The sequence below is a fragment of the Kitasatospora sp. NPDC098652 genome (genome assembly GCF_044760155.1).
Taxonomy (GTDB): Bacteria; Actinomycetota; Actinomycetes; order Streptomycetales; family Streptomycetaceae; genus Kitasatospora.
Genome location: NZ_JBIWAQ010000040.1, coordinates 23058 through 42173, shown reverse-complemented (window position 1 = coordinate 42173; position 19116 = coordinate 23058). Strand labels below are relative to the sequence as shown.

Sequence of the window (19116 nt, the reverse complement as noted above, 5' to 3'; positions counted from 1 at the left end):
GGAGGTGCCCCCACCGCATGGACTCCCTCCTCCGCCTTGCGATGCACGCACCCTGACGCCGCGGTCTGGTCCGACCTGATCCACAAGACACGCCCTAGCCGGAAGAGCCACCGTCCGGTCGTCGCAACCTTCGCGGATTCGCCGGGGATCCTTCGCGGAAGTTGGCAGCGGTCCACCGGTGACGCCGGGTTCGCGAGCTGCCAGAGTCGGTGGTGCGGCCGGGAGGTGCGCAGGACAGCAGCAAGAACTCCAGGTCGGTCGCGGCCCGGGGTGCTGTCCGGGCGTCCACGTCCTGCGGTGTTCCACCGCCGCCCGGCGCCACCCGGCCGCCCACTCGCCCTCGCGGTGAGGTGCGTCACATCCTTCGCAAACATCCTTCGCAACGAGCACCCCTGGGGAGCAGACCCATGACTCAGCCGGTTCGGCAGCAGCAGGAGCAGCGCGCGGCGGAGCTCGCCGCCCGGTGGGCCTCCGACCCCCGCTGGGCGGGCATCGAGCGCACGTACACGGCGGCCGACGTCGCCCGGCTGTCCGGTACCGTCCGCGAGGAGCACACGCTGGCCCGGCGCGGCGCCGAGCGGCTCTGGCGGCAGCTGCACGAGCAGGACTACATCCACGCCCTCGGCGCCCTCACCGGTGGGCAGGCCGTGCAGATGGTGAAGGCCGGGCTGCAGGCGATCTACCTGTCCGGCTGGCAGGTCGCGGCCGACGCCAACCAGGCCGGCCAGACCTACCCGGACCAGAGCCTGTACCCCGCCAACTCGGTTCCGCAGGTGGTGCGTCGGATCAACAACGCGCTGCTGCGGGCGGACGGGATCGACGCCGCCGAGGGCAACGACGGCCCGGACTGGCTGGTGCCGATCGTGGCCGACGCCGAGGCGGGCTTCGGCGGCCCGCTGAACGCCTTCGAGCTCACCAAGGGCATGATCGCGGCCGGCGCGGCGGGCATCCACTACGAGGACCAGCTGGCTTCCGAGAAGAAGTGCGGCCACCTCGGCGGCAAGGTGCTCGTCCCCACCGCCCAGCACATCCGCACCCTCAACTCCGCCCGGCTGGCCGCCGACATCGCCGACGTGCCGACGCTCGTCGTGGCCCGCACCGACGCGCTCGCCGCCAACCTGCTGACCAGTGACGTGGACGAGCGCGACGCCCGGTTCTGCACCGGTGAGCGCACCGCCGAGGGCTTCTACCGGGTCGAGCCCGGCATGGCGCCGGTGATCTCCCGCGGCCTCGCCTTCGCCCCGTACGCGGACCTGATCTGGGTGGAGACCGGCACCCCGGACCTCGCCCAGGCCCGGGAGTTCGCCGAGGCGCTCAAGGCCGAGTACCCGGACAAGATGCTCGCCTACAACTGCTCGCCGTCCTTCAACTGGAAGGCCGCGCTGGACGACGACCAGATCGCCAAGTTCCAGCGGGAGTTGGGCGCGATGGGCTACCGCTTCCAGTTCATCACGCTGGCCGGCTTCCACGCTCTGAACCACTCGATGTTCCAGCTGGCGCGCGGCTACGCCGAGCACGGCATGACCGCCTACGTCGACCTGCAGGAGGCCGAGTTCGCAGCCGTGCCGGACGGCTACACCGCGGTGAAGCACCAGCGCGAGGTCGGCACCGGCTACTTCGACCTGGTCTCCACCGCGCTCAACCCGAACGCCGAGACCCTCGCGCTGACCGGCTCCACCGAGTCCGAGCAGTTCCACTGAGCCACCGCCAGGCCGGGACCTGAACCACCACTGAGCCACCCCGGCGGTCTCGTTGGGGACGAGCCCGCCTTCCACCCCGCCGCCCGGGGCCTCGTTGAGGGACGAGGCCCCGGGCGCCTTCCACCTGCCTCCTGGAGAACCGGATGAGCCAGCCCAGCCGTATCGAGGTCCTCGGCGAGCACGAGGACCGCTTCGACGAGATCCTCACCCCCGAGGCACTCGCCTTCCTCGCCCGTCTGCACGACCGGTTCGCCGGGCGCCGCGCCGAGCTGCTCGCCGAGCGCGAGCGCCGTACCGCCGTGCTGTCGGCCGGCGGCAGCCTGGACTTCCTCCCGGAGACCCGCGCCGTCCGCGAGGACCCCAGCTGGCGGGTGGCCGGCGCCGGGCCGGGCCTGCACGACCGCCGGGTGGAGATCACCGGCCCGCCCGAGCGCCGGATGACCGTCAACGCCCTCAACTCCGGCGCGAAGGTGTGGCTGGCCGACTTCGAGGACGCCACCTCGCCGACCTGGCACAACCTCGTCTCCGGTCAGCTCAACCTGGTCGACGCGATCGAGCGCCGGATCGACGACAGCACCCCGGAGGGCAGGCGGTACCGCATCGGGGACGCCCCGGCCACCATCGTGGTCCGCCCGCGCGGCTGGCACCTCGACGAGCAGCACCTCGCGATCGACGGCCGCCCGGCCGTCGGCGCCCTGGTCGACTTCGGCCTGTACCTCTTCCACTGCGGCCGTCGGCAGATCGCGGCCGGCTCCGGCCCGTACTTCTACCTGCCCAAACTGGAGAACCACCGCGAAGCCCGGCTGTGGAACGAGGTCTTCACTTTCGCCCAGTACGAGTTGGGCATCCCGCACGGGACGATCCGCGCCACCGTCCTGATCGAGACCATCACCGCCGCGTTCGAGATGGACGAGATCCTCTACGAGCTGCGCGAGCACGCGGCCGGCCTCAACGCGGGCCGCTGGGACTACCTGTTCAGCCTGATCAAGAGCTTCGCCCAGCACGGTCCGCGCTTCGTCCTGCCGGACCGCGCCACGCTGACCATGACCCAGCCGTTCATGCGCGCCTACACCGACCTGCTGGTGCGCACCTGCCACCGGCGCGGCGCCCATGCCATCGGCGGTATGGCCGCCGCCATCCCGCAGCGCGACCCGGCGGCCAACGAAGTGGCGCTGACGAGGGTCCGGGCCGACAAGGAGCGCGAGGCCGGGGACGGCTTCGACGGCTCCTGGGTCGCCCACCCCGGCCTGGTCGACACCTGCCGCACCGCCTTCGACGCGGTCCTCGGCGAGCGCCCCAACCAGCTCGACCGCACCCGCGAGGACGTCGAGGTCACCGCCGCCGACCTGCTGGGCGTCCAGCGGCTCACCGCCGGCCTGCCCACCGAGCAGGGCCTGCGCTCCAACGTCGCCATCGCGCTTCGCTACCTCACCGCCTGGCTCGGCGGCTCCGGGGCTGTCGCCGTGTTCGGGCTGATGGAGGACGTCGCCACTGCCGAGATCGCCCGCTGCCAGCTCTGGCAGTGGCAGCACCACTGCACCCGCCTCACCGGCGGCTCGCTCGCCACCCCCGACCTGGTGCACCGGCTGATCGACCGCGAGCGGACCGTGCTGCTCGCCGAGGGATCCGACCCCGCACTGGTCGACCACGCCGTGCGGATCCTCACGGAGACCTCCCTCGGGGAGGACCTCCCCGCCTTCCTCACCACCGAGGCCTACGCCCGCCACCTCGTCCGCGTCCGCACCACGGCCTGAACCGCCCGCCCACCACGGAGGCAGCCAATGAACGCGATCCGACGGGTCGCCGTCGTCGGTGCCGGGCAGATGGGCTCCGGCATCGCCGAGGTCTTCGCCCGCGCCGGCCTGGACACCATCGTCTGCGAGAAGGACCCCGCCGCGCTGCGGGCCGCCCGCAGCCGCATCGACCGTTCCCTGCACCGCGCCGTCGACCGCGGCCGCATCGACCCGAGCGACCGTGAGGACATCTGGGCGCACCTGCTGTTCGCCGACGACCTGGAGGCGCTCGCCGACCGCCAGCTGGTGGTCGAGGCCGTCGTCGAGGAGGAGGCGGTGAAGACCGACGTGCTCACGACCCTGGACAAGGTCCTCGTCGCCGAGGACGCCGTCCTGGCCACCAACACCTCCGCCATCCCCGTCACCCGACTGGGCATCGCCACCACCCGCGCCTCGCACGTCCTCGGCCTGCACTTCTTCAACCCCGCCCCGGTGATGCCGCTGGTGGAGCTGGTCTCCTCGCTGCACACCGACCGGACCGTGCTGGAGCGGGTGGAGGCCTTCACCCGGGACGCCCTCGGCAAACGCGTCATCCGCTCCCGCGACCGGGCCGGCTTCGTCGTCAACTCCCTGCTCGTGCCCTACCTGCTCTCCGCGATCCGGATGGCCGAGGCCGGCCACGCCACCCCGGAGGACATCGACGCCGGCATGGTCCACGGCTGTGCCCACCCGATGGGCCCGCTCCAACTCGCCGACCTCATCGGCCTGGACACCGTCGAGGCCATCGCCCGCTCCCTGTACGAGGAGTACAAGGAGCCGCTGTACGCCCCGCCACCGCTGCTCTCCCGCATGGTTGAGGCCGGCCTGCTCGGCCGCAAGAGCGGCCGCGGGTTCCACGTCCACCGAGCGGCCTGACGGCCCATCCGCCGACCCGCCGCCATCGGCCCAGCGTCACCGGCGAGCACGATGGTGGACCTTTCGGAATCAGGAGGGCGCCGCTCCGGCCGGCCGCGTGGCGTGTGCTCGGGCGGGTGGGGCGGCGGAGTCGTCCGTGGCCTCGAAACGCACCGTGGGCTCGAAGTTGGCGCGCCGCGCCGCGCGGCGGAAGACGGTCAGCACGGCCGGTCCGACGACGAGCACGGCGGTGAAGGTGGTGACGGCGCGGCCGGTGTCCCAGCCGAGCGAGGTGGCGAGGTCGAAGAGCAGGTAGCGGTGCCACTGCTCGGTGAAGGGCAGGCCGGGGAGGTAGGCGATGGAGCTGTTCGGGTCGGTCGAGAACGGCCAGAAGGAGAGGTTGAGCAGGAACCCGAACAGGTAGCCGGAGAAGGCCCCGTAGGCGGCCAGCATCGGCACCTCCCAGCGGCGCCGGGCCGGCGGGAGCAGCCCGGCGAGCAGGCCGACGAAGGCGCAGCCGAACATCTGGTAGGGCATCCAGGGGCCGACCCCGCCGGTGAGCAGGGCGGAGGCGAAGAGCGAGGTGCACCCGAGGGTGAAGCCGAAGCCGGGGCCGAAGACGCGGCCGGCGAGGACGAGGATGAAGAAGACGGTCTCCACCCCCGCGGTGCCGGCGCCGAGCGGTCGGAGTCCGGCGTTGACGGCCGAGAGGACACCGAGCATGGCGAGGGCCTTGGCGTCGATGCCGCCGGCCGAGATCTCGGCGATGACGACGGCGAGGACCAGGACGAGCAGCGCGCCGAAGATCAGGGGCGGGGCGTAGGAGGAGCCGAACGTCCCCGGGGCGACGACGAACGGCCAGGTGAAGGCGACCAGGCCGATGAAGGCGGCCAGGGCGACGACGACGCGGGCCCGGCCGGGGATGCGGACGGCGGTCATCGGGCGGCCTCCGGCACCGCGAGGGCCTCGGCCACCTGCCGGATCGTCAGGTAGTCCAGTGGGGCGAGGATCTTGGCGGTCTGCGGGGCGAAGGTGGGCGAGGCGACGATGACCTCGGCGGTGGGGCCGTCCGCGACGATCTCGCCCTCGGCCATGACGACCACGCGGTCGGCGGCGGAGGCCACGAACTCGACGTCGTGGGTGGAGACGACGACCGTACGGCCTTCGGCGGCGAGGGCGTCCACGATGCCGGTGAGTGCTTCCTTCGCGTGGTAGTCGAGCCCCCGGGTGGGTTCGTCCAGCAGCACGACCCTTGGTGCGGCGGCCAGTTGGATCGCCAGGACGAGTGCCAGCTGCTGCCCCTCGGAGAGGTCCCGGGGGTGGGTGTCGTCGGGGATCCCGGGGGCGAGGCGGTCGAGGATCCGCCGTGCGGTCGGCCCGGCGGTGTGGCGGGCCTCCAGGTCGCTCTGGGCGAGCTCCTGGGCGACCGTCTCCAGGTACAGCAGGTCGGTGGGGGTCTGCGGGACGAGCCCGACCAGGTGCCGGGCCTGAGCCGCGGGGAGGCGCTTGGGGTCCTTGGCCGGGCCGCCGTCGGCGCCGGTGACCTGCACGCTGCCGCCCTGGCGGGCGCCGGAGCCCTGGAGGGCCCACAGCAGCGAGGACTTGCCGGAGCCGTTGCGGCCCATCAGCGCGGTGACCTCGCCCGCCCGCAGCTCCAGCCCGACCTCACGGACGGCGGCCACCGGCCCGTAGCGCACCACGACCCGCTCGGCGGACAGCACGGTCTCCCCGGCCGCTGGTGCGTGACGCGGTGCCGGTGCGTGACGCGGAGCCGGTGCGTGACGCGCTGCCGGTGCCGGGTGTGCGGCCAGGCGTTCCCGCAGCGGTGCGGCGGCTCGGCGGGCGTCGCGGACGGACAGCGGCAGGGGCTCCCAGCCGGCCAGGCGGCCGAGTTCGACGACGGGCGGCGCGATCGAGGTGGTCCGGAAGACCTCGGCGGGCGGCCCGTGCACGACGGTACCGTCGCCGGGCAGGTAGGCGACCCGGTCGGCGTACTGGACGACGCGTTCCAGGCGGTGCTCGGCCAGCAGGACGGTGACGCCGAGGTCGTGGACGAGCCGGGTGATCGCGGCGATCACCTCCTCGGCGGCGGTCGGGTCGAGCGCGGAGGTCGGCTCGTCCAGGACCAGGACGCGGGGGTGCGCGGTGAGCACCGAGCCGATGGCGACGCGCTGCTGCTGGCCGCCGGAGAGCTCGTACAGGGCGCGGTGGCGCAGGTCGGCCAGGCCGAGCAGGTCGAGGGTCTCCTCGACGCGCTTGCGCATGACCTCCGGCGGGATCGCCAACTGCTCCATGACGTAGGCCAGTTCCTCCTCCACCGTGTCGGTGGTGAAGCCGGCCAGCGGGTCCTGGCCCACCACGCCGACCACGTCGGCGAGTTCACGCGGCGGGTGGTGGGCGGTGTCACGGCCGTCCACGGTGACCCGGCCGCGCAGGGTGCCGCCGGTGAAGTGCGGCACCAGGCCGTTGACGGCGCCGAGCAGGGTGGACTTGCCGACGCCGGTGCGGCCGACCACGAGGCAGAGCTCGCCCTCCGGGATGTGCAGGTCGACGTCGCGCAGGACGGGCGTGGTCTCGCCGTCGTACACCACGCTGACCCGGTCGAATTGGATCACGTGCTCACCTCGGAGGTCGTGCGGTCGGTGCTGACGCCACTACTGACGCCGGTACTGCTTCGGCGGGCGTCGGTGGCGGTGGCGGTGTCGGTGGCCCGTTCGGGCGTACGGCCGGGCGGCGGGGAGACGATCCCGGCAGCGCCCGCCAGCAGCAGGGCGAGGACCGGGACGAGCGGCAGCGCCGGCCAGGTCAGCGGGTAGAGCGAGGGGTTGAGGTCGGTGGCGTCGTAGCCCACCGTGGCGAACAGCAGGACGGCGGCGGTCACCCCGCAGCCGGCGACCGCCCATTCGGCGGCCCGCCAGCGGTCCGGCCGGTAGGTGGTGCGCCGCACCCGCCGCCCGCCGAGGACGAGGCCCGCCACGCAGAGGACGGCACCCGCGAGGAAGGCGGGCAGACCGAGCGCGGCGGGGGCCGTACCGTCGAGCAGCCCGTACACCCCGGCGCACAGGCCGCACATGCCGAGCAGCATCAGCGCGCCGGTGAGCCGGCGGGAACGCCGGGAGGCGGTGCCGGAGCGCCCGTAGCCGCGCGAGTCCATCGCGGCGGCCAGGCTGAGCGAGCGTTCCAGCGCGTCCTCCAGGACCGGCACCACGATGCCGCGCAACGCGCGGACGCCCTTGCGCTGCCCGGCGCGCAACCGCCGTGCCCGGGCGACGCGTTGGACGCTCTGAACCAACTGTGGCGCGACGCTCAGCGACACCGTGACGGCGACGCCGAGCTCGTACAGCGCCCCGGGCAGCACCCGCAGGGCACGCTTGGGGTTGGCCAGGGTGTTCGCCGCGCCGATGCAGCAGATCAGGCACGCCAGCCGCAGCCCGTCGAAGGCCGCCGAGAGCGTGGCCTCCAGCGAGACCGGGCCGCCCAGCTGAATGCCCGCGTACCAGGCCGGGGTGGGGATGTGCGGCAGGGAGAAGAGCAGGTGGTCGTGCGGGGTGATGCCGGTGGCGAAGACGCACCGGAAGACCACCCGGATCGCCACCACGGTCAGGGCCACCCACAGGTAGTAGGTGAACCCACGCGCCCACGGGGCTTCGGTGCGGCGGGCGGTGACCACGTAGCCGAGCACGGCGAGGACGAGCAGGAGCAGCAGCGGGTTGGTGGTGCGGCTGGCCGCGGTCGCCAGCGCCAGCGCCCACGTCCACCAGGCCAGCGGATGCAGGTTCCGCGGACTGCGCCGGCCCCCCGCACCCAGGCCGGGGACGCGGGGCGGGGAGGCCGTGTCGCGCCTGTCGAGCACGGTCACCGGATCACTCCGCCCGGCGCCGTCGGCGGCGCGCGGCGACCACGGTGGCCGCACCGAGCAGCAGGACGAGGACGGTTCCGAGTACGGCGGGGAGCATCGAGCCGGAGTCCTGCGGTGCGTCCGCCACCGGGTCGGCGTTCACCACTCCGCCCGGTACGGCGGGGGTGGCCGTCGGCGCGGCCGCGGCGTCCGCCGCTTGGGGGGTCGGCTGACCGGTCGGGGTGTCCGTCGGCGCCGCGCTGGGCGGCTCGACCGGCACCGGTGTGCCGGGCTCCGGTGTGGGCTCGGCCGCGCCCGGCGGGGTGATGCCGTTCTGCGGGGTGCCGGCGGTGCCGGCCCCCGGCGGTTTGGCGGGCGCCGGGGCCCGCCCGGTTCCGGCGCCACCGCTCGTGCCGCTACCGCCGGTCGTGCGCGCCCCTCCGGTACCGCCGGTGCTGCCGTTCGAGCCGCTGCCGCCGGTCGTGCCGGTGGCACCCGTCGAACTGCCGCCGGACCCTCCCGAGGCACCGCCCGTGCCGCCGGAGCCTCCGGAGCCTCCTGAGGCGCCGCCGGAGCCGCCCGTGGCGCCCTGGCCGCCGGGGTCGGTCGGCTGCCCACCGGGGCTGGAGTTGTGCGCCCGGACGCTGTCCGGCGAGAAGGCCGGGCGCCCCTCGGTGCCCTCGATGTTCGTACCGCCGAAGATCCACAGGTCCACGCTGCCGGGCTTCGGCTGGTACAGCATCGCGCCGAGCTGGCTGAACGACCACGTGTTCTGGCCCGGATCGGCGTGCCAGTACGACCAGTAGGCGGTGGTCGGGGGTGTCTGGACGCACTTCTCCTGGTCCGGCGTCGGGTACTGCTTGCCGCCCTGGAAACCGCTGTAGCCGATCCGGCAGATGAACGCGGGACCGTCGTGCCCGGTGCCGGTGGTCTTCCAGCCGCCCTGGCTGAGCAGGGCGTAGCCAGTGGTCGGGGTGGTGCCGCAGGAGCGCAGCAGCGGGCCGCCCCACTTCCCGAAGTCCACCGCGAGTACGACCCCGGAGGTCGTGGTGCACTGATCCATCGGCAGCGGCGTCGCAGCAGCCGGGGCCGCGCCCACGGCGACGCCGCCGAAGGCGAGCGCGAAGGTCAGCGCCGCCGCCCCGAGCAGCCGGGCGAGCCGCTCACGGAGTCCCCGGCTCACCGGTGACGCCCCGGAGCGGCCGCGTTGCGGCGACGGGCGAGGATGACGGCCGCGGCGCCGAGGGCGGTCAGCAGACCGGCTCCCGCCGTCAGGGCCAGGGCCGGGGTGCCCGTGCTGGCCAGGCTGCCGGACCCGGTCCGCGCCGCCACGCCCTCGGCGGGGGCACCGCCGCCTCCGGCCGGCGCATCGACGCCGTCGGCCGGCCAGGTAGTCGGCGAGTTGGTCGGGCCGCCGCTGGTGGCGGGAGCGGCGGTGGGCGAAGCGGATCCGGTGGAGCTGGGCGAACCCGTCGGGCTCGGCGTGCCAGTCGGTGTGCCAGTGGGCGTGCCAGTGGGGGTCCCGGTGGGGGTCCCGGTGGGCGTCCCGGTCGGAGTCCCCGTCGGCGTGCCGGTCGGAGTGGGCGTCGGAGTCGGCGTCGGAGTCGGCGTGCCCTCGAGGTTCCTGGACAGCGTGCCGAAGGAGATCCCGGTGGCACCGCCCACCACCTGGGTGGACGCGCGGACGTTCGAGCCCCGCTGCCCGGCGGACGCGACGTTGAACCCGCCGTCGCCGTTCTGCTGGCCGGCGAGGAAGTCGAGCGCCTTCGCGATCTGCCCGCCGTAGCCGGCCTTGCGCAGCGTCATGCCCTGGACGGCGAGGGCGGCCGAGTTGGTGGAGTCGCCGGCTGCGCCGGGGAATCCGCCGTCGGGCAGCTGCTGGGCGGCGAGCCAGGTGAGCCCCTTGTCGACGGCCTGGGCCGCCTCGTCGCCGGGGACGAGGGCGAGGGCCATGACGGCCATCGCGGTGCTGTCCACGTTGGAGTCGCCGGTGGCGGGGATCAGGCTCGGCCAGGAGCCGTCCGGGTGCTGGAGGCCCCTGAGATAGGCGATCGCGGGCGCGGCGTTGGTGGCGTCCCCGGCCCGGAGCTGGGCGATGACGCCCAGCGACTGGGAGAACACCGAGGCCGCGTAGGTGTAGTTGCCGGGTGCCGCGCAGCCGGTGTTCTGGTCGGCCTTGGCACAGAGGGCCTGGTCCAGGGCGGCGATCAGGTCGTGGCCGCCGAAGGCCCGCGGGTCGCGGCCGACGATCTCGGCGAGCAGCGCCTCCTTGCCGATCGAGCCGCCGTCCGCGTACTCGGTGCCGACGGCGGTCCAGTCGTTGACGGTCCGCTCGTTGGGGTCCTTGCCCTGCTGGTCCAGGAAGTCGACGATCCTGCGCAGCGCGGCGTCATCGGTACCGGTCGCCGCGAGGGCGTAGGCCCCGTCGATGGTGAGGCCGAAGTCGGCGAAGGTCGGGAAGGCCTCGTAGTAGTGACCGTCGATCAGCTGGGCCGGACCGGTCAGGTAGGCGCTGCCCTTGCCCAGGTCCGGGGTGCGCCCGGCGGCCGGGGCCGGTGCCGGTGCCGTGGTGGCGCCGTCGGGACGGGTGCCGGCGGCGGCCTGCGGCCGGGTCGGTGACGGGATGGGGTCGGCGGCGGCGGTGCCGGGGTGTCCGAGCAGGACCGTTCCGCAGGCGGCGGCCGCGACGGTTCCGGCGACCACCAGGGAGGCGAGGTCCCGGCTTGTGTGACGTGTGCGACTGCTGCTGACCCTCACGACGACTCCCTCGTCGGTCGACGCAGGAGACCATGGCGCAGCCGACGGCCGCCTTGGGACACGGGCCGTCAAGAGCTGCGTCGTAGTCCGCGACGACGCAAGTGCTGTGTGTACAGGCCCCCGGTCCAGGCATTCCGGCTCACCCACCGAGGTGGGCCTACGGTTGCGGGTCAGCGCCGGAGTCGGACCGGCTTCCCCTGAACGCCGAGGGCTAAAACCGGTTCATCAGACCACGCCGGTCAACAGGGAGTCAACGGATCGTCAGGTAGCTCACACCACCTCGTCGGCCGGTCCTCGCGGTGGTGCACGGGCGGGCGGACACCCGGAACTCCGGGCAGGGTGGCCGACCCTGAGCACCGGCGCCCGGCCCTTCCGCACGGAGGACGGGGCGCCGGTTCGCTGACGTGTCAGGGCGCCGTGATGCCCGGCTGGGCGCCGGCACCGAAGGACCAGCCCTCGACGTCGCCGGGAGCCGGGTCGTAGCTGCCCGCGCCCAGGTTGCTGTACGACCAGGGCCCGCCGTGCTGGGCGTGCCAGTACGACCAGTAGGCGCTGCCGGTCGGGTTGGTGCAGGTGGCGGGCAGCGCGTTGATCTTGCAGACGAAGCCCGGGAAGCGCGGGTGGAAGGCGTACGAGAACCCGGCGCCGGTGAGCGCGGCGAGCCCGTTGGCGGGGTCGCCGGGGGCGCAGCCGGTCTCGATGCCGCCGCCGACGGCGGTGAAGTCGACCACGACGGTGACGCCGGTGGTTCCGCTGCAGGCCGCCGCTCGGGCCTGCGGGGCCTGGACGGCGGAGACGCCGAGCAGGCCGGCGGTGAGGGCCGCCGCGGCGGCGATCGACCCGAGCATCCGGCGGACGGGGCGGGCCGGGGTGAGGGTTTCGGTCATCGGAACTCTCCTCGTGGGATCAGGCCTGGACGTGTCAGCGGGCGGCCGGGGTCGGGCAGGCCAGGGTGGGGGCGTCGGGGCGGGCCCCGGCGGCGGAGAGGGCGGCCAGCGGGGCGCCCGCCAGGCCGAGGACGGCCTGCGCGGTGGCCCGGGCACCGTTGCCCGCGTTGAAGCCCGACGCGTCGTAGGCGACCGCGCCGCGCACCGCCGGGTCGGCGGAGCAGCCCTGCTGGAACTTCACCAGCCGGCTCCAGCCCTTGAGGCCCGCGCCGAGGCGCCCACCGGCGAGCAGTGCCTCGGTGGCCAGGCCCGTGGTGTTGGCGTTGGAGGTGGTCGCCCCGGCGGCCGCGAAGCCGCCGTCGGCGTTCTGGTGGGCGGCGAGCCAGGTGAGGCCGGCGTCCGCCTTGGCGGTACGGCCGGTGGCGGCGAGGGCCTGGGCGGCGAGCGCGGTGGCGTCGGGGTCGCTGGTGCAGGTGGGCTGGCCGAAGGAGACCGGGTAACCGCCGTCCGCGCACTGGCTGTTCGCCAGGAAGTCGACGGCCGCGGCGGGGGCGCCGCCGGGGGAGCGGTGCAGGGCGATCAGGGCGAGGGACTGGCCGAAGGCGTTGCTGTAGTCGCCCCACTGCGAGCGGTCGGAGAACCGTCCTTCGGCGGTCTGCAGCGAGCGCAGCCGGGCCGGCAGGTCGACGCCGCCGAAGGACGCCGGGTCCGCTCCGCGCACCTCGACGGCGAGCAGCAGCTTCGCGGTGGCGCCCGCGTAGGCCTCGGTGGTGCCGTCGCCGAGGTAGCCGGAGATGATCTCGGGCTTCGCCAGCCAGGCGGTGGCCTTCGCGGCGGCCTCGTCGGAGCTGTGCGAGGCGGCGAAGGCCAGCACGGCGTCGACGGTCAGGCCCTGGTCGGGGTAGGCGGTGCCGTTGAAGACGGACTCGAAGTGGTCGCCGTCCACCAGCTGGCGGGCCAGCCAGCCGCCCGCGGCGGCGTCGGGACGAACGGTCCGGGAGGATGTGGTGTCGGCGTGGGCGGCGGTGGCCGCCGGGAGCGCGGTGGCGAGCGCCAGGGCGGGTATCGCGAGCAGACCGAGGGTGCGGCGGAGCGCGGGCATGGGTGCCTTTCCGGGCCTGGACGCAGGGGCCCGGGGGACGTCGGCACCACGCCGGGCAGCCCTCGGAGCTCCGGCCCGCAGACCACGACGGGAGGAGGGACGACACATCCCCGCCGACGGGTACTCGGGCTCGCCGCCGACATGCCGTCGGCGGCCTACCGTTGCGGGTCAGCGCCGGATTCGGACCGGACTTCCCCCGTCGACGGAGTCACAACGTGACGGCTCATCATGGCGAAACGGAAAAGACTGGGTCAAGGGATCGTGCGTCACATCACGGCGGCACCGGCGACGGGCGGTGCGCCGCCCCGGACGAGGGGCGGCGCACCGCGAGTGCCGTCACCGGTGATGGAACTCCGGCGGGCGCTTCTCCGCGAACGCCGCCATGCCCTCCTTCTGATCAGCCGTCGCGAAGACGGCGTGGAAGAGACGGCGTTCGAAGCGGACGCCCTCGGCGAGCGTCGTCTCGTACGACCGGTTGACGGCCTCCTTGAGCATGATCGCCGCCGGAGAGGACATCGCCGCGACGGTCTCGGCGGTGGCCAGGGCCTCGGCCGGCAGCCGGTCGGCGGGGACGATGCGGGAGACCAGTCCGGCCCGCTCGGCCTCCTCGGCGCCCATCGTCCGGCCGGTCAGACACAGCTCCATGGCCTTCGCCTTGCCGATCGCCCGGGTGAGCCGCTGCGAGCCGCCGATGCCCGGGATGACGCCGAGCTTGATCTCCGGCTGTCCGAACTTCGCGGTGTCCGCCGCCAGCAGGATGTCGCACATCATCGCCAACTCGCAGCCCCCGCCCAGCGCGTAGCCGGCGACGGCGGCCACCACCGGCTTGCGCAGGGCGGCGAAGCGGTCCCAGGCGGCGAACCAGTCACCGAGGTAGGCGTCGACGAACTCGAGGGGCTGCATCTCCTTGATGTCGGCGCCGGCCGCGAAGGCCTTCTCCGAGCCGGTGACCAGCAGGCAGCCGATGTCCGGGTCCCGGTCGAAGTCCGTTGCGGCCGCGACGACTTCGTTCATCAGGCGGGTGTTGAGCGCGTTGAGCGCCTTCGGCCGGTCGAGCGTGATCAGCCCCACCCGTCCCTTGCGCTCGACCAGGATCGTCTCGTAGGTCTCGGTCATTTGCCGCCCTCCCGCAACGTGGTGATGATCGCCGAGAAGTCCAGGCCTGCCCCCTCGGCCGCCGCGAAGTCCGCGTACAGCTGCGCCGCCCTGCGTCCGAGTTCGGTCGGCAGGCCCGCTGCCTCGGCGGCCCCGGCGGCCAGTCCGAGGTCCTTGGCCATCAGCGCGGCGGCGAACCCGGCCGGGTACCCGCGGTTCGCCGGACTGGCCGGCACCGGCCCGGGGACCGGACAGTTGCTGGTGAGTGCCCAGCACTGGCCGGAGGCCGTCGAGGCGACGTCGAACAGCGCCTGGTGGCTGAGCCCCAGGCTCTCCCCGAGCACGAACGCCTCGCTGACCGCGATCATCGAGATGCCGAGGATCATGTTGTTGCAGATCTTCGCCGCCTGCCCCGCACCGGGCGCGCCGCAGTGCACCACCTTGCGGCCCATCGCCTCCAGCACCGGGCGGGCGCTCTCGAAGTGCTCCTTCTCCGCGCCGACCATGAAGGTGAGGCTCGCGGCCGTCGCACCGACCACTCCGCCGGAGACCGGCGCGTCCACCGCGCGGTGCCCGGCGTTCACCGCGAGCTCGTGCGCCGCCCTGGCATCCGCGACGTCGATCGTGGAGCAGTCGACGAAGAGCGTTCCCGGGCCGGCGGCGGGCAGCAGCTCCGCGTAGGCGGCCAGGACGTGGCGGCCGGCCGGCAGCATGCTGATGACGACGTCGGCCCCGCGGACGGCCTCGGCCGCGGACCGCGCCGGGCGGACGCCCACCTCCTCCGCCTGCCGCAGCGCCTCCGGCACCAGGTCGTAGCCGGTCACCCGGTGCCCGGCCCTGACCAGGTTGGCGGCCATCGGGCCGCCCATGTTGCCCAGTCCGATGAATCCGATGTCGTGGGTCACCAGCGCTCCAGGGGTGTGGTGGCGGCGAGGCCGAGTTCGCGCTCGCCGAGCGGGGCGAAGTAGCGGGCCACGGCGGCGGGTTCGACGGCGCTCAGCGTGTCCGGGCTCCACCGCGGCGAACGGTCCTTGTCGATCACCTGGGCCCGGATGCCCTCCGCGAGGTCCCGGGTGGCGAGCGCCGCGCAGGAGGTGCGGTACTCCTGGTCGAGTACGGCCTCCAGGGGGCCCAGCGCCCGGGCCCGGCGCAGCGCCGTCAGGGTCGCCTTCACGGCGGTGGGCGAGTTGGCGGTGATCCGGTCCACGGCCTTCTTCGCCTCGGGTTCACCGCTGTCCCGCAGCCGGTCGAGGATCTCCTCGACGGTGCCGGCCGCGTAGCAGCTGTCGATCCATCCGCGCTGCCCGTCCAGCCGGCCGGGCGGGGCGGGCTCGACGTGCCGTTCGAGGGCGTCGTGCACGGGCAGCTCGGCCAGGTCGTCGAGCAGGGCCGGGAGGCGCTCGGCCGGCACGAAGTGGTCGGCGAGCCCGCAGAGCAGGGCGTCCGCGGCGCCGACCGAACCCGCGGTCAGGGCGAGGTGGGTACCCAGCTCGCCCGGGGCGAGGGCGAGCAGGTAGGTGCCGCCCACGTCGGGCACGAAGCCGATCCCCGTCTCCGGCATGGCCACCCGGGTGGTCTCGGTGACGATCCGGACGCTGCCGTGGGCGGAGACCCCGACCCCGCCGCCCATCACGATGCCGCTCATGACGGCGACGTAGGGCTTGGAGTACCGGGCGATCCGGGCGTTGAGGCGGTACTCGTCGCGCCAGAACTCCTCGACGGCGCCTTGGTCGCCGCCGGTGGCGGCGCGGTGGATGGCGACGATGTCGCCGCCGGCGCAGAAGGCCCGGTCGCCGGCGCCGGTGACGACGACGGTGTCGACCCGCTCGTCCTGCTCCCACGCGTCCAGGGCCTGCGAGACCGTCCGCACCATGCCGTGGGTGAGGGCGTTCAGGGCGGCGGGCCGGTTGAGGACGATCAGCCCGGCCCGGCCCTCCCGCTGGACGAGGACCTCCTCGGTGTCGTTCCCGGTCATCAGGCGGCCCCGGTCAGGCCGCGGGCGACGATGACGCGCATGATCTCGTTGGTCCCTTCCAGGATCTGGTGCACCCGCAGGTCGCGGACGATCTTCTCGATGCCGTACTCGGCGAGGTAGCCGTAGCCGCCGTGCAGTTGGAGCGCCTGGTTGGCGACCTCGAAGCCGGTGTCGGTGGCGTGCCGCTTGGCCATCGCGCACAGCTGCGGTGCCCGCCGGTCGCCCCGGTCCAGGGCGGTCGCCGCGCGCCACACCAGCGCCCTCGCAGCCTCCAACTCCGTCGCCATGTCGGCGAGTCGGAACTGCAGTGCCTGGGCGTGCAGCAGTCGGGCCCCGAACGCCTCACGGTCGGCGAGATGGGCCACCGCACGTTCCAAGGCACTCTGGGCGCCGCCCAGCGAGCAGGCCGCGATCCCCAGCCGGCCGCCGTTGAGGCCGGCCATGGCGATGCGGAAACCCTCGCCCTCCGCCCCGAGCAGGCGGTCGGCGGGCAGCCGGACGCCGTCCAGCAGCACCTGCCGGGTCGGCTGGGCGTTCCAGCCCATCTTGTGCTCGTTCGGACCGAAGGACAGCCCCCGGTCGTCCCGGTCCACGAGGAACGCGGAGACGCCGCCCGGCCCCGGGCCGCCGGTGCGCGCCATCACCACGTACACCTGGGACGTTCCTGCCCCGGAGATGAACTGCTTGACGCCGTCCAGCACCCACTGGTCGCCGGCGCGCACGGCCCGGGTGGTGAGCGCGGCGGCGTCGGAGCCGGCGCCGGGCTCGGTGAGGCAGTAACTGCCCAACTGCTCGGCCGTGCAGAGCGCCGGCAGCCAGCGGGCACGCTGCGCCTCGGTCCCGTAGCGGTCCACCATCCAGCCGACCATGTTGTGGATGGACAGGTAGGCGGCGATCGACGGGCAGCCGGTCGCGAGCGCCTCGAAGGCGACCACCCCGTCCAGTCGGGAGAGTTCCGATCCGCCGACGTCCTCGCGCACGTACACACCGGCCAGGCCCACGTCCGCCGCCTTGCGCAGCACGTCGACCGGGAAGTGCTCGTCCCGGTCCCATGCCACCGCGTGCGGGGCGAGGTGCTCGTCGGCGAAGGCCCGGGTCGCCTCCGCGATGGCGCGCTGGTCGGCCGTCAGGTCACTTGCGTGCACCGTACTCATCCCATCGTCGGCATGGTGAAGCTCGCACCCTCCTTGACCCCGGAGGGCCAGCGCGAGGTGACGGTGCGGGTGCGGGTGTAGAAGCGGATCGAGTCCGGGCCGTGCTGGTTGAGGTCGCCGAAGCCGGAGCGCTTCCAGCCGCCGAAGGTGTGGTACGCGATCGGCACCGGGATCGGCACGTTGACCCCGACCATGCCGGTGTTCACCCGGCGGGCGAAGTCCCGGGCGGTGTCGCCGTCCCGGGTGTAGATGGCCACGCCGTTGCCGAACTCGTGCTCGCTCGGCAGCCGCAGCGCCTCCTCGTAGTCAGCGGCGCGGACCACGGTCAGGACCGGGCCGAAGATCTCCTCCCGGTAGATCCGCATGCCGGGGGTGACCCGGTCGAACAGCGAGGCGCCGAGGAAGTAGCCGTCCTCGTGGCCGGGAAGGCGGAAGTCCCTTCCATCCACGACGAGTTCGGCTCCCTCCCGGACTCCGAGATCCAGGTAGCCGCGGACCCGCGCCAGGGCGTCGCGGCCGACCAGCGGACCGAAGTCGGCCGCCGGGTCGTCCGAGCGGCCGACCTTCAAGGCGGCGATCCGCTCGACCAGCTTCGCCACCAGCGCGTCCGCGGTCTCCTCCCCGACCGGGACGGCGACCGAGATCGCCATGCAGCGTTCGCCGGCCGAGCCGTAGCCGGCGCCGACGAGGGCGTCGGCGGCCTGGTCGAGATCGGCATCCGGCATCACGATCATGTGGTTCTTCGCACCGCCGAAGCACTGGGCGCGCTTGCCGTGCGCTGCCGCGGTCGCGTAGACGTACTGGGCGATCGGGGTCGAGCCGACGAAGCCGAGCGCCTCGACCCGGGGGTCCTCCAGCAGCGTGCCCACGGCCTCCTTGTCGCCGTTGACGACGTTGAGCACGCCCGGGGGAAGCCCCGCTTCGAGGAAGAGCTCGGCCAGGCGCAGCGGCACCGAGGGGTCGCGCTCGGAGGGCTTGAGGACGAAGGCGTTGCCGCAGGCCAGCGCGGGCGCGGCCTTCCAGAGCGGGATCATCGCCGGGAAGTTGAACGGCGTGATGCCCGCGACCACGCCGAGTGGCTGGCGCATCGAGTAGACGTCGATGCCGGTGCCGGCGTTGTCGCTGAACTCGCCCTTCAACAGGTGCGGGATCCCGGCGGCGAACTCCACCACCTCCAGGCCGCGCTGGATGTCGCCGTGGGCGTCGGCCACGGTCTTGCCGTGCTCGGCGGAGAGCAGCCGGGCCAGGTCCTCCTTCTCCTGCTCGACCAGGTGCAGGAAGCGCAGCAGCACCCGCGCCCGCCGCTGCGGGTTCCAGGCGGCCCACTCGGGCTGGGCCTGCGCGGCGTCGGCGATCACCGCCTCGACCTCGGCCCGGTCGGCCAGCGGCACCCGGGCCTGCACCCGGCCGGTGTTGGGGTCGTACACGTCGCCGAACCGGCCGGACGTCCCGGCGACGCGCTTGCCGCCGACGAAATGGGTCAGTTCACGGACCATCGGTTCCTTCTCTCATCGTGGATGGGGAGAGGAGGAATGGAGAGACCGCCGCCACCGTCCGGGCGCACGGTCGTGCGCGCCTACGGCGGTCCGGCGATTGACGTCAGCGTCGGGGGAGCAGGTGTGCCCCGACGGTCAGCACGGCAGGGCAAGGGGCAGCGGAACGGGAAGGGCAGCCCGGAGTCATGCGTGTCGTCTCCATCCTCGTGGAAAACACGGACCACCCGCGGCCGGTATCCTGACTCCCGGATCCACGCCCGCCCCCAGGCCTTCCCGGCTGGCTGCCAGTGGCCGTCATCCACGAGGACGAACTCCCCGGTCACAGTGGCGGGACCGTGCCGGACTCACACCGGCTTCCCTGACACCGCGGACCTGCCATCGACCATATAGTCGGACGTCCTAGTAAGTCCAGAGGCCCGGGGCCCGAGGCGCGAGGCCTGCGGCGCGCCCTGCTGTCGTGACCTCCCCCGCGTCCCCCCGGGTCG

At 73.7% G+C, this 19116-nt stretch carries 15 protein-coding genes and 3 riboswitches; of the genes, 3 read left to right on the top strand and 12 right to left on the bottom strand.

Translation table 11 applies throughout. The features are described from left to right. Positions 1–407 precede the first annotated feature (407 nt). The 3 genes from aceA (at position 408) to ACIQWA_RS39440 (ending at position 4348) form a co-directional block, all read left to right on the top strand. Positions 408–1700, top strand: a complete 1293-nt coding sequence (aceA, locus tag ACIQWA_RS39450) for an isocitrate lyase (protein ID WP_402491617.1) — start codon at positions 408–410, stop codon at positions 1698–1700. A 143-nt stretch (positions 1701–1843) separates the two neighbouring features. Continuing rightward, on the top strand, positions 1844–3454 hold the full coding sequence (gene aceB, locus ACIQWA_RS39445) for a malate synthase A (RefSeq protein WP_402491614.1): 1611 nt from the start codon (positions 1844–1846) through the stop codon (positions 3452–3454). Between the two features lie 27 nt (positions 3455–3481). Further along, entirely contained in the window at positions 3482–4348 is an 867-nt protein-coding gene (locus ACIQWA_RS39440; RefSeq protein WP_402491611.1) for a 3-hydroxybutyryl-CoA dehydrogenase, read from the top strand. Positions 4349–4417: 69 nt separating this feature from the next. Here ACIQWA_RS39440 and ACIQWA_RS39435 read toward each other — a convergent pair whose 3' ends face one another. The 12 genes from ACIQWA_RS39435 to ACIQWA_RS39380 form a co-directional block, all read right to left on the bottom strand. Next, positions 4418–5266 (bottom strand): ECF transporter S component, encoded by an 849-nt coding sequence (locus tag ACIQWA_RS39435; RefSeq protein ID WP_402491609.1) that lies wholly within the window; start codon positions 5264–5266, stop codon positions 4418–4420. Continuing rightward, positions 5263–6942, bottom strand: a complete 1680-nt coding sequence (locus tag ACIQWA_RS39430) for an ABC transporter ATP-binding protein (RefSeq protein WP_402491605.1) — start codon at positions 6940–6942, stop codon at positions 5263–5265. The genes ACIQWA_RS39435 and ACIQWA_RS39430 overlap by 4 nt, the downstream gene beginning before the upstream one ends. Continuing rightward, positions 6939–8180: a CbiQ family ECF transporter T component gene (locus ACIQWA_RS39425; RefSeq protein WP_402491622.1), complete on the bottom strand. Its 1242-nt coding sequence runs from the start codon at positions 8178–8180 to the stop codon at positions 6939–6941. The genes ACIQWA_RS39430 and ACIQWA_RS39425 overlap by 4 nt, the downstream gene beginning before the upstream one ends. A 10-nt stretch (positions 8181–8190) precedes the next feature. Continuing rightward, positions 8191–9348 (bottom strand): hypothetical protein, encoded by a 1158-nt coding sequence (locus ACIQWA_RS39420; protein WP_402491602.1) that lies wholly within the window; start codon positions 9346–9348, stop codon positions 8191–8193. Then, positions 9345–10922, bottom strand: coding sequence for a prenyltransferase/squalene oxidase repeat-containing protein (locus ACIQWA_RS39415; RefSeq protein WP_402491598.1), 1578 nt, complete (start codon positions 10920–10922; stop codon positions 9345–9347). The genes ACIQWA_RS39420 and ACIQWA_RS39415 overlap by 4 nt, the downstream gene beginning before the upstream one ends. Positions 10923–11028: 106 nt before the next feature. After that, positions 11029–11157, bottom strand: a riboswitch (cobalamin riboswitch). Between the two features lie 172 nt (positions 11158–11329). Then, positions 11330–11809 (bottom strand): flagellar hook-length control protein FliK, encoded by a 480-nt coding sequence (locus tag ACIQWA_RS39410; protein ID WP_402491595.1) that lies wholly within the window; start codon positions 11807–11809, stop codon positions 11330–11332. Between the two features lie 34 nt (positions 11810–11843). Continuing rightward, positions 11844–12911, bottom strand: a complete 1068-nt coding sequence (locus ACIQWA_RS39405) for a peptidase (RefSeq protein WP_402491592.1) — start codon at positions 12909–12911, stop codon at positions 11844–11846. Between the two features lie 97 nt (positions 12912–13008). Beyond that, a riboswitch (cobalamin riboswitch) is annotated at positions 13009–13149 on the bottom strand. Between the two features lie 98 nt (positions 13150–13247). Further along, complete coding sequence (locus ACIQWA_RS39400) at positions 13248–14027, bottom strand: enoyl-CoA hydratase (RefSeq protein WP_402491590.1); 780 nt, start codon at positions 14025–14027, stop codon at positions 13248–13250. After that, a complete protein-coding gene (gene mmsB, locus ACIQWA_RS39395) occupies positions 14024–14875 on the bottom strand; it encodes a 3-hydroxyisobutyrate dehydrogenase (protein ID WP_402491620.1) in 852 nt (283 codons plus the stop codon). The genes ACIQWA_RS39400 and mmsB overlap by 4 nt, the downstream gene beginning before the upstream one ends. A 32-nt stretch (positions 14876–14907) precedes the next feature. Next, positions 14908–15981, bottom strand: coding sequence for an enoyl-CoA hydratase/isomerase family protein (locus ACIQWA_RS39390; RefSeq protein WP_402491587.1), 1074 nt, complete (start codon positions 15979–15981; stop codon positions 14908–14910). Further along, positions 15981–17135 carry an acyl-CoA dehydrogenase family protein gene (locus tag ACIQWA_RS39385; protein WP_402491584.1) on the bottom strand — a complete coding sequence of 385 codons (1155 nt, stop codon included), beginning with the start codon at positions 17133–17135 and terminating at the stop codon, positions 15981–15983. Before ACIQWA_RS39385 ends, ACIQWA_RS39390 begins: the two co-directional genes overlap by 1 nt. Then, positions 17132–18631, bottom strand: coding sequence for a CoA-acylating methylmalonate-semialdehyde dehydrogenase (locus ACIQWA_RS39380; protein WP_402491581.1), 1500 nt, complete (start codon positions 18629–18631; stop codon positions 17132–17134). Before ACIQWA_RS39380 ends, ACIQWA_RS39385 begins: the two co-directional genes overlap by 4 nt. Before the next feature lie 210 nt (positions 18632–18841). Then, positions 18842–19033, bottom strand: a riboswitch (cobalamin riboswitch). Between the last annotated feature and the right edge of the window lie 83 nt (positions 19034–19116).

What these genes read in the sequence shown, in the direction of transcription:
- mmsB (WP_402491620.1), bottom strand. Translation starts at nt 14,875, where the DNA reads ATGGGCGGCCCGATGGCCGCCAACCTGGTCAGGGCCGGGCACCGGGTG.
- ACIQWA_RS39400 (WP_402491590.1), bottom strand. Translation starts at nt 14,027, where the DNA reads ATGACCGAGACCTACGAGACGATCCTGGTCGAGCGCAAGGGACGGGTG.
- aceB (WP_402491614.1), top strand. Translation starts at nt 1,844, where the DNA reads ATGAGCCAGCCCAGCCGTATCGAGGTCCTCGGCGAGCACGAGGACCGC.
- ACIQWA_RS39390 (WP_402491587.1), bottom strand. Translation starts at nt 15,981, where the DNA reads ATGACCGGGAACGACACCGAGGAGGTCCTCGTCCAGCGGGAGGGCCGG.
- ACIQWA_RS39435 (WP_402491609.1), bottom strand. Translation starts at nt 5,266, where the DNA reads ATGACCGCCGTCCGCATCCCCGGCCGGGCCCGCGTCGTCGTCGCCCTG.
- ACIQWA_RS39385 (WP_402491584.1), bottom strand. Translation starts at nt 17,135, where the DNA reads ATGAGTACGGTGCACGCAAGTGACCTGACGGCCGACCAGCGCGCCATC.
- ACIQWA_RS39410 (WP_402491595.1), bottom strand. Translation starts at nt 11,809, where the DNA reads ATGACCGAAACCCTCACCCCGGCCCGCCCCGTCCGCCGGATGCTCGGG.
- ACIQWA_RS39440 (WP_402491611.1), top strand. Translation starts at nt 3,482, where the DNA reads ATGAACGCGATCCGACGGGTCGCCGTCGTCGGTGCCGGGCAGATGGGC.
- aceA (WP_402491617.1), top strand. Translation starts at nt 408, where the DNA reads ATGACTCAGCCGGTTCGGCAGCAGCAGGAGCAGCGCGCGGCGGAGCTC.
- ACIQWA_RS39405 (WP_402491592.1), bottom strand. Translation starts at nt 12,911, where the DNA reads ATGCCCGCGCTCCGCCGCACCCTCGGTCTGCTCGCGATACCCGCCCTG.
- ACIQWA_RS39380 (WP_402491581.1), bottom strand. Translation starts at nt 18,631, where the DNA reads ATGGTCCGTGAACTGACCCATTTCGTCGGCGGCAAGCGCGTCGCCGGG.